Source organism: Maledivibacter halophilus, from assembly GCF_900167445.1.
Classification (GTDB): domain Bacteria; phylum Bacillota; class Clostridia; order Peptostreptococcales; family Caminicellaceae; genus Maledivibacter; species Maledivibacter halophilus.
This window is the reverse complement of record NZ_FUZT01000011.1, coordinates 25,007-41,384: the sequence shown is the minus strand read 5'-3', so window position 1 is coordinate 41,384 and position 16,378 is coordinate 25,007. Positions and strand designations below refer to the sequence as shown.

General features: G+C 29.5%; 14 protein-coding genes. 13 read left to right on the top strand and 1 reads right to left on the bottom strand.

Annotation, left to right across the window (positions count from 1 at the left end):
* The first annotated feature begins 74 nt into the window (after nucleotides 1–74).
* The 9 genes from B5X81_RS19475 to B5X81_RS19435 all read left to right on the top strand — a co-directional run bounded on the left by B5X81_RS19475 (nucleotide 75) and on the right by B5X81_RS19435 (nucleotide 12,316).
* Nucleotides 75–1,994, top strand: coding sequence for a PrkA family serine protein kinase (locus B5X81_RS19475; RefSeq protein ID WP_079494134.1), 1,920 nt, complete (start codon nucleotides 75–77; stop codon nucleotides 1,992–1,994).
* 29 nt (nucleotides 1,995–2,023) lie between these two features.
* Nucleotides 2,024–3,205: a sporulation protein YhbH gene (gene yhbH, locus B5X81_RS19470; protein ID WP_079494132.1), complete on the top strand. Its 1,182-nt coding sequence runs from the start codon at nucleotides 2,024–2,026 to the stop codon at nucleotides 3,203–3,205.
* Nucleotides 3,206–3,215: 10 nt separating this feature from the next.
* Nucleotides 3,216–4,592 carry a SpoVR family protein gene (locus tag B5X81_RS19465; RefSeq protein WP_330397424.1) on the top strand — a complete coding sequence of 459 codons (1,377 nt, stop codon included), beginning with the start codon at nucleotides 3,216–3,218 and terminating at the stop codon, nucleotides 4,590–4,592.
* Nucleotides 4,593–4,890: 298 nt separating this feature from the next.
* Nucleotides 4,891–5,751 (top strand): DUF6385 domain-containing protein, encoded by an 861-nt coding sequence (locus tag B5X81_RS19460; protein ID WP_079494131.1) that lies wholly within the window; start codon nucleotides 4,891–4,893, stop codon nucleotides 5,749–5,751.
* Nucleotides 5,752–5,926: 175 nt separating this feature from the next.
* The gene (locus B5X81_RS19455) at nucleotides 5,927–6,667 is read left to right on the top strand and encodes a DUF6385 domain-containing protein (protein WP_079494129.1); all 741 of its coding nucleotides are present in this window, start codon (nucleotides 5,927–5,929) and stop codon (nucleotides 6,665–6,667) included.
* 197 nt (nucleotides 6,668–6,864) lie between these two features.
* Nucleotides 6,865–8,649, top strand: a complete 1,785-nt coding sequence (locus B5X81_RS19450; protein ID WP_079494128.1) for a glycosyltransferase family 2 protein — start codon at nucleotides 6,865–6,867, stop codon at nucleotides 8,647–8,649.
* Between the two features lie 15 nt (nucleotides 8,650–8,664).
* Nucleotides 8,665–10,677, top strand: a complete 2,013-nt coding sequence (locus tag B5X81_RS19445; protein WP_139380397.1) for a glycosyltransferase family 2 protein — start codon at nucleotides 8,665–8,667, stop codon at nucleotides 10,675–10,677.
* A gap of 17 nt (nucleotides 10,678–10,694) precedes the next feature.
* Entirely contained in the window at nucleotides 10,695–11,555 is an 861-nt protein-coding gene (locus tag B5X81_RS19440) for a hypothetical protein (RefSeq protein ID WP_079494126.1), read from the top strand.
* 14 nt (nucleotides 11,556–11,569) lie between these two features.
* Nucleotides 11,570–12,316, top strand: a complete 747-nt coding sequence (locus B5X81_RS19435) for a class I SAM-dependent methyltransferase (RefSeq protein WP_079494125.1) — start codon at nucleotides 11,570–11,572, stop codon at nucleotides 12,314–12,316.
* Nucleotides 12,317–12,471: 155 nt separating this feature from the next.
* Here B5X81_RS19435 and B5X81_RS19430 read toward each other — a convergent pair whose 3' ends face one another.
* Nucleotides 12,472–13,626: an MFS transporter gene (locus B5X81_RS19430; RefSeq protein ID WP_079494123.1), complete on the bottom strand. Its 1,155-nt coding sequence runs from the start codon at nucleotides 13,624–13,626 to the stop codon at nucleotides 12,472–12,474.
* 285 nt (nucleotides 13,627–13,911) lie between these two features.
* On the opposite strand from B5X81_RS19430, the gene B5X81_RS19425 reads away from it, so the two are divergent.
* The 4 genes from B5X81_RS19425 (at nucleotide 13,912) to larE (ending at nucleotide 16,366) form a co-directional block, all read left to right on the top strand.
* Nucleotides 13,912–14,091, top strand: coding sequence for a hypothetical protein (locus B5X81_RS19425; protein WP_079494121.1), 180 nt, complete (start codon nucleotides 13,912–13,914; stop codon nucleotides 14,089–14,091).
* A gap of 139 nt (nucleotides 14,092–14,230) precedes the next feature.
* Nucleotides 14,231–15,112 carry a nickel pincer cofactor biosynthesis protein LarC gene (gene larC / locus B5X81_RS19420; RefSeq protein WP_330397423.1) on the top strand — a complete coding sequence of 294 codons (882 nt, stop codon included), beginning with the start codon at nucleotides 14,231–14,233 and terminating at the stop codon, nucleotides 15,110–15,112.
* Nucleotides 15,113–15,120: 8 nt separating this feature from the next.
* Nucleotides 15,121–15,561 carry a nickel pincer cofactor biosynthesis protein LarC2 gene (gene larC2, locus B5X81_RS28640; RefSeq protein ID WP_330397422.1) on the top strand — a complete coding sequence of 147 codons (441 nt, stop codon included), beginning with the start codon at nucleotides 15,121–15,123 and terminating at the stop codon, nucleotides 15,559–15,561.
* Between the two features lies 1 nt (nucleotide 15,562).
* Nucleotides 15,563–16,366, top strand: a complete 804-nt coding sequence (larE, locus tag B5X81_RS19415) for an ATP-dependent sacrificial sulfur transferase LarE (protein WP_079494120.1) — start codon at nucleotides 15,563–15,565, stop codon at nucleotides 16,364–16,366.
* The last annotated feature ends 12 nt before the right edge of the window (nucleotides 16,367–16,378 follow it).

Here is a 16,378-nt window from a genome sequence, read left to right as displayed (position 1 = left end):
ATAAGGATAATTAACTTTAAAGTATTACAAATTCTATACCCATGGAAATTTCATAAAAGGAGGCTTATAAATTTATGGTAAAGTTTATTGATCTAATAAGTAAAGATAGAGAAGAAAGAGAAAAGAAGCATTTTGAAGGTACATTCTTGGAATATCTGGAAATTTTAAAGAATGATCCTTCTTTATCTATGCTGGCACATCAGAGAATGTATGAAATTATAATTAATGATGGAGAAGAGACTATAAATACTGTAGAAAATGCTAGACTAAGAAGAATTTATGGAAATGATATTATTAAAAAATATAACTTTTTTAAAGAATTTTATGGTATTGATAAAATTTTAATGAAAATTGTCAACTATTTCAAGACTGCAGCTATGAAAGGGGAGGAATCAAGACAGGTATTGTACCTTGTAGGTCCAGTTGGAGCAGGAAAATCCTCAATAATGGAAGCTTTAAAAAAAGGACTTGAGAAAAGCAATCCTATTTATACAATTAAGGGATGTCCCATGAGGGAAGAGCCCCTTCATCTTATTCCTAGTCATCTTAGAGAAGAATTTGAAAAATTGTTAAATGTAAAGATTGAAGGTGACCTATGCCCTATTTGTAGATATAGATTAAAGCATGACTATAATAATGAATTTGAAAAATTTCCAGTAGAAGCAGTGGATTTTAGTATCAGATCTCGAAAAGGTATAGGGGTTGTTCCTCCTGTAGATCCTAATAATCAGGACACATCGGTATTAATAGGGTCTGTAGATATATCAAAAATAGATTTATACCCTGAAGATGATCCAAGGGTATTATCTTTAAACGGAGCCTTTAATGTAGGGAATAGAGGTATAGTTGAATTTATAGAAGTATTCAAAAATGAGATTGAATATCTCCATACAATGATTACTGCAACTCAAGAAAAAAGTATTCCTTCCCCAGGAAAATCTTCAATGATTTATTTCGATGGAATTATTTTAGCCCATTCAAATGAAGGCGAATGGAATAAATTTAAATCTGACCATACCAATGAAGCTATTTTAGACAGGATAGTTAAAATTGAAGTTCCATACTGCTTAAAGTTAGATGAAGAAATTAAAATATACAATAAGATTTTAAAAAGAAGTAATTTTAATGCTCATATAGCACCCCATACAATTGAAGTTGCGTCAATGTTTGCAATTCTTACTAGGCTCATACCTTCATCTAAGGTGAATCCCCTTACTAAATTGAAGATTTACAATGGCGAAGAGATTGTTGAAAAGGGAGCTACAAAAAAAATAGACATAATAGAGCTAAAGGAAGAGGCAGTAAGAGAAGGAATGACAGGAATATCACCGAGATTCATAATGAAGGCATTGGACCATTCAATAGCTGAATCGGAAAATAATTGTATTAATCCTATATCAGTTCTTGAAACCTTAGCAAAATCAGTAAAGGAACTGTCGATTGGAGAAGATACGAAAAAACAATATTTGAGTTTTCTTCAGAATACAATTAAAAAGGAATATCATAAATTATTAGAAGGTGAGGTTACTAAAGCCTTTATACATGGATATAAAGAGCAAGCGGAGGACTTGTTTAATAATTATTTAGACCATGCAGAGGCCTTTGTTAATAAAACAAAGATTAAGGATGAAAGTACAGGTGAAGAATTGGAACCCGATGAAGAGTTTTTAAGATCAATTGAAGAGCAAATAAAAATAACTGGTTCTTCAGCAAAGGGATTTAGGCAAGATGTAACATCATATATGTTTTACACCATAAGAAATGGTGGGAAAATTGATTATACATGCTATCAACCTTTAAAGGAAGCCATAGAAAATAAGCTTGCAGCATCTGTTAGAGAGCTCAGCAGAGTTATTACACGTACAAAGGTAAGAGACAGGCAACAAAGGAAAAAGTATGACGCCATGGTAGAAGAGATGAAGAAAAATGGATATTGTCAACATTGTTGTAATGTGATTTTAAAATATGCAGCTAATAATCTTTGGAAGGACTAATAGATAAATATTGTCAAGGAGGTGGAAAATTGGCTATATTTAGAGACTTCGACGGTAGAGGAAAAGATCGTTCAGCCGAGGACAGACTAAGACATCGAAAATTGATTGAAGATTCAATTAAAAAAAACATAGGGGATATTATTGCTGAAGAAAGTATTATAGGGAAAAACAAAGATAAGAAAATTAAGATACCTATTAAAGGAATAAAGGAATATAAATTTATATATGGAAAAAATAAACCTGGTGTAGGTTCAGGTAGTGGAAATGAAAAAAGGGGAGATATAATAGGTAGTGATCAAATAGAACAGGGTAATGGTGATGGAGAAGCAGGAAATAATGAGGGAGAAGATATATATGAAACAGAGATTACTATTGAAGAGTTAATTCAGTATTTATTCGATGATTTAGATTTACCCTATTTGGAAAGAAAAAAGTTTCATGAAGTAGAATCGGAGAAAAAATATAAGAAATTAGGATATCAGAGAAAAGGAATAAAACCTCGACTAGCTAAAAAGAAATCTGTTATTGAAAAAATTAAAAGAGAGAAAGCCTCTAAGAGAGGAAAAGGGCAGGAAATAAGTAAGGAAGATAATGATAAAGAAAGATTTCCTTTTAAAGAAGAGGATTTAAGATATTACCATCTGAGAAAAGATGTTAAAAGAGAGAGTAATGCAGTGGTTATTTGCATTATGGATACTTCTGGATCTATGAATATTACAAAGAAATATATAGCTAGAAGCTTCTTTTTTCTTTTATATCAGTTTGTTAGATTAAAATATGTAAATGTACAAGTGGTTTTTGTTTCCCATTCAACTGTTGCTAAGGAGGTAAATGAAGATGAATTCTTCCATAAAGGACAGTCCGGCGGAACATATATAAGTAGTGGCTATAAAAAAGCCTTAGAAATCGTAGAGAAAAGATATAATCCAAATGTTTGGAACATATATGCATTTCATTGTAGTGATGGAGACAATTGGAGAGAAGATAATGAAGAAGCTGTCAAGGAAGCTAAAAAGCTATGTGAAACATGTAATCTTTTTGGATATGGACAGATTGTTGTTGGCGGATATATACCAACAAGTTCAATAAAATCAGAATTTATTAAAAGCGTTGAATATCCAAACTTTTCTGTTGCTACTATTTCAAGAAAGGAGGATATTATTCCAGCCCTTAGAAAATTGTTAAAGAAAGAAGAAGGGCTCATGGAATGATGATTTACCTATGATGGAATATACTATTGGCCAGCTCAAAGAATGGGATAGTAGGATTATTGATATTGTAAAATCACAAGGGCTAGATTGTTATGATCAAGAGTTTGAAATATGTGATTATGAGGATATGATATGTTATGAGGCATATGTAGGGATGCCTTCCCACTATCATCATTGGAGTTATGGGAAAACCTATGAGCGAAAGAAAACCCTTTATAGATATAATTTAGAAGGATTACCCTATGAAATGGTTATTAACTCCGACCCATGTATTGCTTATCTCATGAAGGATAACAGCTTACTTTTACAGATACTTACTATGGCACATGTATATGGACATAATGATTTTTTTAAGAATAATAGATTATTTGTTGATGGAACAAGGGCAAAAAATACTATTGAAATGTTCAAAAACCATTCTAATAGAATAAAATCATATATAGAGGATCCGACAATTGGCTATGAAAAGGTAGAACGAATATTAGATGCAGCCCATGCGATAAAATACCACACTACTAGGTTTATAGGATTAAATACATTGTCTGAAGAAGAAAAAAGGAAAAGGATATTAAAAAAATATTATGATGATATTAAAACTGATAGTCCTTTAGATATTAAAAAGGATATTCCATTTCCTAATATAAATAAGATACCTTTGGAACCTACAGATGATATAATGGAGTTTTTAATTGACCATAGTAATTTAGAAGAATGGGAGAAGGATATACTTCTGATTGTAAAGGAAGAAACAAAATATTTTATACCTCAAATTGAAACTAAGATTATGAACGAAGGCTGGGCAAGTCATTGGCACTATAAAATAATAAATGAGTTAGACCTTGACCAGGGCATGCATATGGAGTTTTTGAACAGGCACAACCAAATTATAAGACCTTTTTATGGTAGTATTAACCCTTATTATATGGGCTTTAAAATATTTGAAGATATTGAGAAAAAATATGGAAAAGAAAAATTATTTGAAGTTAGAAAGTTAGATAGAGATCAGTCTTTTATCAAAAAATATCTAACAAAAGAATTGGCTGAGGAACTAAATATTTTTAGCTATAATAAAAAAGGAAATAATTATGTAATAGATGAAGTTCCAGATAAAGAAGGTTGGAAAAAAATCAGAGATATTCTTGCGGGTACAGTAGGAATAGGAGGAATACCTTATATTAATGTTTCAGAAGTACTAAAAAAAGATAATTCACTTATACTAACCCATGAATTTGATGGTAGAGAACTTGAACTTAACTATGCATATGAAACATTAAAATATATTACTACTCTTTGGGGCAAAAAGGTAATATTAAAGACTGTTATTAATAATTCTAAGAAGCTTATTGTTTGCAATGAAGATAAGACTATTACAATGACAGGAGTATAATATAAGTTTTATCTATAAATTAATAAAAAACCCTATAGACCTTTTCTTGCGAAGATATATTAGTTTTTCATAGAAAAGAAATTTATATAGGGTTTTTGCTTTAATTAAATCTATTAGCACAACAGGTTAAATTAAAAATAATATTTGAATATGGGATTGACCTAAATTCGAATTATATAATTATCTCAATTTATAAAAAATTGTATATATATATTAACGATAAACATATGATAAAGTAGGAAAAATTATGTTTAAGCAAGGTAAATATTCCTAATATGTAGTAAAGGGGGGAGATAGTTTGGAACCATTTCATATAAAACCTAATATAAATATTGCACAAATTATTTCAAATAAGCCATCTGAAAATTTTGGATATATTCCTGCTATGTTTTTAGGAAGGTATACTCCTAATTGTATTTGCAGAATATTATTTAAGTTTCCTATAACTTCGCTGCCAGAAGATGCAATGATAATAGAAGCCACATTTAACATAACGAGCTTTTCTAATAATATTGCAACGCTTCCCAAAAAAATTACCCCCTATGCTTTAATAGAAAATTGGTCAGTAGATACAGTCAATTGGAATAATCAGCCACCTTTTAATGAAGAAATAAGAGGAGAAAGTGCAGCCGTAGGTAGAGGAATAGAAAATGAATTTGATATTACTTCTATAGTTCGTAAATGGTATGATAATCAAATTCCTAATCATGGTATTATTCTGAAAAGTGATGAAATAAAGGATAATACATATGCAAGATTGATAACAGATATAAATAAGTCCTATGGACCAAATATTAATATAATTTATCAATTAAAATCAGAATGTGTATGTAAGGTAATTCCAACTAAATTTATTGAAGGAATAGAAGAATTTGATACCAATGGAGATTATAAGTTTTCAAAAACTAGAGACACTTCTTTAACAAAAACAGTAACTTATTTTATTGAGAACTTAGGAGAAAGTTCAGTTACTGCAAATCTGCAAATTAGTCCAGATGGGGTAAATTTTGTTGAAGATAAAGGAGTAAAAGTAATTAAAAAGAATGAAGTAGTGGTCCTTATCCCCTATGTTTTTGCAAAATTCACAAGGTTAAGAGTAAAAAATATAAATAATAATGAAATATCTAGGGTTAGAATATGGTATCAAGGTCAAAAATAATTTTTTAAAAAATATATTAAATAGACACAAATCTATGATAGGAACATAATATAGAACTGGGATAAGCATCCCTCCTTGCTCAGAAATGATTGGATAAAAAGAAATAAGTAATTTACATTTAACTAATATAAATTAATCTGAGTAAAGGATCCTTTGTAGAAAGGAGGTTAGATAAATGCCAAATAATTTAGTATTCAATGGAGTTGCAGAACAACTTCAAACCCTTATAAATGGTGTAGATGCCGATGGTAATGTTAGACCTATTAGAACAGATTCTGATGGTCAAATCCAATTGGGAACAGTGACAGTTACAGCAGAAAACTTTGACATAAGACCATTATCTGGAGTAACGGACAGCGTTGTAATTAGAGAAACCGTATCAGTTACAGCAGAGAATTTTGACATAAGACAGTTATCTGGAGTAACGGACAGCGTTGTAATTAGAGAAACTGTATCAGTTACAGCGGAGAATTTTGACATAAGACAGTTATCTGGAGTAACAGATAGCGTTGTAATCAGAGAAACGGTATCAGTTACAGCAGAAAACTTTGACATAAGACCACTATCAGGTGCAACAGACAGTATACAATTATCTTCAAGATTATTGACAGAGGATAGTCTCGCATTTGAAGATGTAACTGTTGCAACGGCTACATTTGTACAAAATACAGGAGAGCAAAGTGAATATTCCTTCTATGTATTTAATACTGGTTCAAATACACTAACTGTTCAGCTACAAATTAGTCCAATAAGTACCGATAGCTATTTCATGGATGATCCAAGTGGCGCTGTAGGTTTGGAATCGGGTGATAAAGTTACCCTTGTGGCCGGTAGATTCTTGAAATATACAAGATTGTTCTATGATACTGGTGGAGAAGCATGTTCCTTTAATGTTCATTATAATGCACAAGTTTAATTTTTAATAGATAACAATTGACTTTCATGGTTAGGAAAAACTTTAGATTTTGCATAGGAGTTTTTCCTAACCTTTTATATAGCAAAGCAATGTTAAATTTAAATCATAGACTATTGAAATTGAAGAAATATAGATAATCAACTCTAAAGTATTATAAATTTTAAGGTTGGTTATCTATATTGAAGGGGGGAGTAATAATGAAAGGAAATAAAACAGTTAGTTTATGTATGATTGTAAAAAATGAAGCAAAACATCTGGAAAGGTGTTTAAGTAGTGTAAAGGATTTAGTTGATGAAATGATTATTGTGGATACTGGGTCAACAGATGATACTGTTGAAATTGCAAAGAGTTTTGATGCAAAAGTTTTTTATTATGAATGGGATAATAATTTTAGCAACGCAAGGAATTTTTCAATACAGTATGCAAGTAAAGACTGGATTTTACTAATGGATGGGGATGATGAGTTTTACTATGAGGATCATGATGAATTTATCCAATTAATAAATACATCAATAAAGGATGGCCATTATTTTAAAACCCAGAGTTTTGTTGGAAATATGCCAGGTAATGATATAGTTTCCAATCTTAATCTTCGTTTACTTAGAAATAATAAGAAATATAAGTTCGTAGGGGCTATTCATGAACAAATTACTTGTGTAGATAATAAAATGGATTATAAAAATTTTTCTACAGAAGAAATTCATATTTTCCATTATGGATATTTAAATGATGTGGTAGAGGAAAAAAATAAGCGCAATAGAAATATTTCTATTATTGAAGAAGAATTGAAAAAAGATCCCAAAAATCATTTTCATTTATTTAATCTGGGAAACGAGTATTTTGCAATGGGTAATAAAGAAAAGGCATTGGATTTTTTTAGCTTAGTCTATGGAGAATTAGACTTTAATGATGGTTTTGCATCAAAATTAGTTATTAGGCGAATTATGTGCTTAGATGAATTGGGCCAATATAAAAGAGCATTAAATGCTATAGAAGAAGGCTTAAAAATATATCCGAAGTTTACAGATTTGGAATTAATAAGAGGATGGATATATTTAAAAACCAAAAAATATACTATAGCTATAGATAGCTTTAACAGGTGTCTAGATTTAGGGAAACCTCCTAGTCAGCTTGAATTTTTAAATGGATGTGGAACCTTCAGACCCTATCAGGCATTAGGTGAAATATATTTTGAATTTGAGGATTTTAGCAAGGCCTTTGAATGTTTTGAAAATGTTTTAAAATTTAATCCATCAATACAAAGTCCAGTTTATAAAATCGGTGCAATACTGAACAAAATACATGACAATAAAAGATATGTTTCCTTTAAATTGTCTCAATACTTTAATTTAGAATATGTACCTAATCTCTTACTAATTTCGGATGTACTAATAACTGAAGGACTATATGATTTGGCAATGGGGTATTTAGAAAAAGCTAGAGAGATAGAAGAAAATAATTATCAAGTAAAATTTCAAATAAATAGAACACTATTTTATCAAAAAAAATATTTCGAGGCAATAAAGGGATTTAATGAATTATCTTCTAAAGGTAATGAATACAAGGAAAGATTAAAATATATATTTATTTGTGGTTTCATTACTGACCTGGAATATTCCAAATCAGTTCTTGATCATATAAAAGAGGATAATGAGAATTATAGGTATAGAGTTTATCATCAGCTTTATAATGTTTTTTTAGGTAAAAATGAAGCTGTTTTGAAAAAAGAAGATGACGATAAATCATTAAATATGATAATGAAGATATTAGAGGAAGTATTAAAAATACAGGAATTTCAATTGTTTGAGAAATTGTTGTATGTGTTAAATTATTTAGAGTCTGATAGAGTACTTTTAGAACTTGCACAAATATATTATAAGAATGGATTTAAAGAAATGGCTGTAAAGGAAGTTTTAAGGTCTATTAAGGAGTTAGATACTATTGATTATAGAGGGGTAGAAATATTATATAAGGAAATATGAATAGGAGTAGTGGCGATGAGCAGTAATAATAAAGGCTTTAAAAGAAAGTTAAAAATATTGATAGGAAGTTCTATACGTCAAGAAGCAGATACATTAAAACATTTTCTTGATTCTTTAGATAATCTGGAAAAAAACAATATTTTAGTAAATTACTATTTTATCGATGATAATGAGGAAAGCTCATCTAGAGACTTACTTAAAGATTTTAAATCAAGAGCAAAGGAAAAAATTATAATTCAAAAGGAAAATGCAGTGGATAGTTATATCTGCAATGAAGATACCCATCATTGGAATGAAAAATTGATATGGAAGGTTGCAAAATATAAGAATAGAATAATCGATTATTGTAAAAAAAATAATTATGATTATTTATTTCTAATAGATTCCGATATAGTTTTGCATCCCAAAACACTTAACCATTTGATTTCAACTAAAAAGGATATCATTTCAGAAATCTTTTGGACAAAATGGCGACAGGACTCTTCTTTACTTCCTCAGGTATGGCTTTATGATCAATATTCAATGATAGAAAAAGGAAGAGAAGAAAAACTATCCCAAAGGGAAACCAGTCATAGATTAAATAATTTTATAGAAAAATTAAAAGAGCCTGGAATCTATGAAGTCGGAGGGCTAGGAGCATGTACTTTAATTAGTAAAAAAGCATTAAACAAAGGTGTAAATTATGATGAAATATATAATATATCTTTTTGGGGGGAAGATAGACATTTTTCCATAAGGGCTGCTGTTTTAGGTTTTAAACTTTATGTTGATACCACTTACCCAGCCTATCATATATATAGAAAAAGTGATCTTGATGGTGTTAGGGACTATAAAGAAAAATGTCTAGAAGGTGAAAAATCAGATTTTGATTATTCTAAAGAGATTTCAATTAAATCTAATATTAGCAGTATAGTTAAAAATTTCATAAAAAATTTTTATTCCTGTGATTATAGAGTTGTAACAGGGTTTGAAGGATATAGATATTTATCACCTCATTATATTGAAAAATTAAGTCAAAGCCAAGATACAATAATAGGTTATTTGACAAGTCATAAAACAATATGTACAGCAGATATAATAGATTTAAATATAAATACAGAGAAGATCCATAAAGAGGTAGTAGAAGCTGAAGTCAGGTTTTCTATATCATCTAAGGAAGCTAATACAGAAAATCAGAAATATTTTTCATGCAGCTTACATTTAAAAAAATATAAGGATTCATTGTGGCTAATAGATTTTATCTCTTTAAGAAATAGTGAAAACAAAAATATATTGGGTTTTTCCCTGGATAATCTTTTAAAGGCTAAAGAAAGAGTAGCTAAATCAGAAAATAATAAATTAACACTTATGATGTTAGTTAGAAATGAAGAAAATAAGTTTTTAAGCAGAGTGTTGTCACATTCATTTAAATATATAGATAATGCAGTGATTTTAGATGATGCAAGTGAAGATAACACAGTAGGAGTATGCAAAAGAATATTAAAAGACAAATTAGAAAATATTGTTACAAATAAATCTTCTAATTTTAAAAATGAAATTTATTTACGAAAGCAGCTCTGGGAAATGACATTAAAAACAAATCCCGATTGGATTTTATGTCTTGATGCCGATGAAGTCTTTGAAAATAATATTATTAATTATATAAGGGACTTAATAAATCAATCTTCATTTGATTATTATAGCTTTAGGCTCTTTGATATGTGGGATGAATCCTATTATAGAGAGGATACCTATTGGATGGCTCATAAGTATTATAGAATATTTTTGATTAGGTATCAGCCTAATTTTTACTATACTTGGAATGAAGCACCACAGCACTGTGGACGGTTTCCTAATAATATTACCAAACTTGATGGATGCCAGTGTAATATAAGATTAAAGCACTACGGATGGTCTAATGAGGCATTAAGAAAAGAGAAATATAGGAGATATATGGATTTAGATCCTGAAGGAGTATATGGAAATATAAATCAGTATGAAACAATACTTGATAAGAATCCAAGTCTTATAAAATGGAAGGAAATTTAAAATGGGGAGATTAAGCTATGGAAATGATATATACATTACCTTTTTTCATAAGAAATGATGAAAAATATTGTTCATACGATCTGGATTTAGCCCATAGATGTTTTTCAAGCTTGCAGCTTTCCGATGATGTACTAGTAGTATTATATAATCAAGGATGCTTAACCAATGATGAAATAGAAGATTTTTTATCCAATTATAGGATTAGGACAATAATGATTGGAAATGGTGAAAATATAGGTATTGCAAAGGCGAGGCAACTTTGCTTTGAGTATATTTGGGAGAATTACTCAGAGGTTCCCTTTATATGTGAAATACATCTTGATATGGTATTTACGAAAAACTGGCATATACCATTAGTTGACTTTCTTAAAGTTTCCGATGAACCTATGGTATCTCCAGGAATTATAACCTCAAATGGGGAATTACATCCAATAAACAAAGGAGTATCTATTGGAAAGGTACCTATGGAATATAAGAAATTAGAAATTCTTTTAAATAGAGTAATTAAAGAGGAAATATGGGAAGGATTTGTGCACCCTGTTATACACAAATCTAATATATTACAAGAAATTGGCGGATATGATTATCATTTTCTTAAAGGGAAACAGGGATATGAGGATGACAGTATACTACTAGGTTATCTATATTATATGGGGACGCGCACAAATTGGAAACCAAAGGCTTATTTAAAATCCTATGTATATCATGCTTCAATGGCACAACGCATGACTTTACAAGGAAAAGAAGAAGATTTCAATTTAAATCTTAGAGGATTATTTTATCAATATGGAGGATATGGATTTAAATTTTTATCTAAACTTCATAAAAATGATGATAGCTTTCAAAAACTTTTTGAAAATGTGTTAAAGCAATTATAGAGAGGTTGAGATTTATGGGGGAAGAATGGGATAAGATATGGCAAAATGAGCTAGAAAGATTAAATAGTAATTCAAAATGGGTATTTAATGACAATCTATCTAAAGAAATATATTTAACTTTGAAAAGAGAAATAGGAGATATTAAAGGTAAAAAAATATTAGAGGCAGGATCAGGCTCTGGTCGCATATCACTAAAACTTGCACTTGATGGAGCACATGTTTATTTGTTGGATTATTCAGATAAAGCTCTTGAAGTATCAAAAAAATATTTTGAAAGATATAATTGTGAAGGTGAATTTATAAAAGCAGACCTTACAAAGAAGCTACCCTTTAAAGATGATTTTTTTGATATTGTTTGGAATGGAGGTGTTATGGAGCATTTTGATTTGCAAGAACAAATTTCTATTTCTAGAGAAATTTTTAGAATAGCTAAAGAATTTCATACATTTAATCCCTATACAAAAAGTTTCTTTTATAGATTAGGAAAGTGGACTGCAGAAATGACAAAGAACTGGCCATATGGAGTTGAGCATCCAGTAACAACCATGAAAAATATATTTGAAAGATCTGGATTTATACTTCAAAGGGAATACTCTGTTGCACATGTTATTTCCCTTGATTTTTTGGTGTTTCTTAAGGGGGGTAATGATGTGGCGCAGGGAATAAAGATATATTTAGAAAATTTAAATGAAGAAGAGAGAAAAGAAACTCTCGAGCAGCTAGGAGGATATTTATTATATTCAAAGGGATTAAAGAATTAAGTATAGCTATTTTTCTCTCTATAATTATAGAGAGTTTTTTTTGACCTAAAGATAAAATAATATAGATATTATTTATAGGAATTTATTTTTAAAGTTACCAAAAGAGTTACGATTTACTAATTAAAATTATAAAAATTTCATTAGATTCTTTCATTTCAACATCTTGGATTAAGAGCTTTCATACAATATAAAATAACTAACAAAGATATAACACCAGCTAAACCTAGAGATATTCCCATTGATAAAAAGATGAATCTAAAATCAGTATTATTAAAAAGTTTTACCCACAAATTAATGAAAAATGGAGATATGAATTTGCCAAATAATATAGAATTACTAACCAAGGATATTGCAAATGCATTTGAATTTCTTGGAACAAATTCAGATACTTTTAAAAACAAAATGGGTTTTAAAATACCTAATCCAAAGCCTATCATAAATGCTGAAACTAGTACAGAAGATAGGTTATATGATCTACTTAATTGTAAAAAACCAAAGCTCATAATACTAATAGCAAAGGGTACTCTTATTCTTTTAAAGAGTTTTGATATCTGTCTTAAAAGTATGCTACTTAAAAAACCAGCCAAAGTGATAAATGACAGTGTAATACCTGAATATCCTGAATTACCAATATTTTCGTTTTTAATAAACAAGGACATATTTGTAATGACAGAATAAAATACTATATTTAAAAAGAAAGCTAAAAAAGATATTAATAATATTCTGTTATCAAAAGAAAATTTTTTTTTGCTAAAATTTCTTTTTTGCGGCTCTGGTAATTGAAATATAACTAAAAATAGTATAACTATTGCTATTGAATATATTAGAAAAATATAACGCCAATTATAAATTGCAAGTACTCCGGCTGCAAGTGTAGCTATAATGCCACCTAAATTTGCTATTGCATTGGATAATCCCATCATAACTGTTCTTTCAGTTTCCTCATAAAAATCAGCTATCAAAGATGTGGTAAAGGGAATAATCAATCCCATACCAGCTCCTAATAACCCTCTAAAAATTAAAAGCTCATATATATTTTTAGAAAATCCTGATCCTAAGCCAGCAATAATATAAATAATTAGTCCTGTGATTATTATCTTTCTTTTTTTAAAAAAAGCAGATATTTTTCCAGATATAAGACTAAAGGGTATAATAATAAAGGATGGAAGTGTAAGTACCATCTTTATTAAAGAAGTATCAGCGTTGGGAAAAGCTTCACTTATTTCACCAAGAACAGGAGATACAGCATTTCCAGTCATTATAATAAGTAAAGAAATAGAAAGAATAGCTGGTTTAGTTAAATTTTTCATTTATAATTCACCCCATATATTATTATCACTAATCTAAAGTATTTTATAAATTGACTTCATTTATTCAATTGAGCAAATTGCATAATTACCTTTCCAAAAAACTAACTACTATATATTGTTTTAAAATCTTCGAAGCTATACCATCAAAATATATTTTATTGTAAATAATTAAATTAAGGATAATATTCGCATATGCAATTTTGCCAAGTTAGAGTTATGCAATTTCCTCAATTAAAGAAATGTGTTAAAATATAAGCTAAATAGTTTTAACTAGGAGGTTCGATTATGAAATATAGAAAATTTGGGAAAGAAAATTTTGAAACATCTCTTTTAGGCTTTGGAACAATGAGATTTCCAACTATAAATGGAAAAAATCTTGAGATTTATGAAGAAATTAAAAGACTTAATTTTGACTGTATAGATGTTTATACTTTACATAATTTAACTTGTTGTGCTAGTAAATAAAATTTTTTGTTTTAAAATATAGCTTAGGGAGTATTAATATTTGCTTTTCGTTCATGATATAAACTTGTTTCTATATATAGTTTTTGTGGAGAGTTATAGACTAATAAATACAATTATAAAAACTTAGGAGTGATAATCATTGAAAATATTATATTATGATTGTTTTGCCGGTATAAGTGGAGATATGAACTTAGGAGCTATGATTGATTTAGGGGTGGATAAGGAATACCTTATAAATGAATTAGCGAAGCTAAAAATAGATAGTGAATATAAAATAAGAGTAGAGAAAAGAAATAAAAGTGGAATTCAGGGAACAAAGGTGGATGTAATATTAAATGATGGTGATTTAGATAATCAGGAAAATCATCATGAGCATGAATCAAATTCTCACGACCATATACATCAGCATAGTGACCATCATAATCATGACCATGATGACAATAATTGCCATGAACATAAACATCATCACCACAACCATAAACAAGGCCATGAGCATATTCATAGAAACTTAAAGGATATAGAAACAATAATTAATTCGAGTGAATTAAATGATAAAGTTAAAAGGCTCAGCTTAGATATGTTTATGGAGGTGGCAAAGGCTGAAGCAAAGGTTCATGGTAAAGATTTATATGATGTTCATTTCCATGAAGTTGGAGCAATTGATTCTATAATAGATATTGTTGGAGCGGCTATCTGTATAGATTATTTAAAGCCCGATAGAATAGTGGCATCCCAGGTTGAAGTTGGAGGAGGCTTTGTAAGATGTGCCCATGGACTTATTCCTGTACCAGCACCGGCCACAGTAGAGATACTAAAGGGTGTTCCTATTAGATCTGGTATAGTACCCTTTGAAACAACAACCCCTACTGGGGCTGCAATATTAGCAGCAAATGTAGATGAATATGAAGACAAAATTAATTTTATAATAGAGAAAATTGGATATGGATTAGGAACAAGAGAGTTGGATATTCCCAATGTTCTTAGGGTATATATTGCAAGGCAAGGTAAAAAAAAACAATAAATAGAGAATTGGAAGATGAGCAGTATATAGTAGAGACAAATATAGATGATATGAATCCTGAATTATACGACTATATAGAGGAGAAACTCTTTGAGGCAGGAGCTTTGGACGTATATAAGACATCAATAATAATGAAAAAGGGTAGACCTGCAATAAAATTGAGTATATTAACTAAAGTTCATAATACAAGTTCAATAGAAGAAGTCGTATTTAAGGAAACAACATCAATTGGAATTAGAAAATATAAAGTTAATAAGACTATGCTCAGCAGAGATTTTTCAAAATTTAGAACAAAATATGGGGATGTTACAGTAAAAACTTCATATTATGGTGAAAAAATAATTAAATCAAAGCCCGAATATGAAGACTGCAAGAGAATTGCAAAGGAAAACAATATTTCCATAAATGAAGTATACAATGAAATAAATGATAAAATAAGGGGTTGTTAAAATGAACATTAATACTAAATATTCTAACCTCATACGATATCTTAAGAATCTTGAAAGTGTTTTGATTGCCTTTTCAGGGGGAGTTGATAGTACATTTTTACTTGCGGCTGCTAAAGAGGCATTAGGTAATAATATGAAGGCTATTACAATAGCTTCACCATATATACCTAAGTGGGAAATAAAGGAAGCAAGGGAGCTTGCAAATGAAATTGGTGTTAATCATGATATTATAGAAGTACCAATAAGCCTGGAAATAAGAAATAACCCCCAGAATAGATGCTATTTATGTAAAAAATTTATTTTTACCAGAATTAAGGATATTGCCCTAAAGGAAGGATATAAACATGTAATTGATGGTTCAAACTTTGATGATACAAAGGATTATAGACCTGGACTGGTGGCTTTAAATGAACTTAATATTGAAAGTCCTTTAATGGAATGTAAATTGACTAAAAAGGAAATAAGGGAGCTTTCAAAAAAGCTTAAATTGAAAACATGGGATAAACCAGCATATGCATGTCTTCTTACTAGGATACCCTATGGAGAGGAACTAAAGACCCAGGAATTTGAAAAAATTGAGAAGGCCGAAAAGTATTTAATGAGTATAGGATTTAGAGCTGTGAGGGTAAGAACCCATGGGGATTTGGCTAGAATAGAAGTGAAAAAAGAAGAAAGAAAAAAATTATTTGATGAAAAACTTATGGATAATATTTCAAAAAGCCTTAAGGAGCTTGGGTTTAAGTATGTATCCTTAGACATGGAAGGCTATAGAACAGGGAGCTTCAATGAGACAATAGAGAAATAAACAAATGATAAA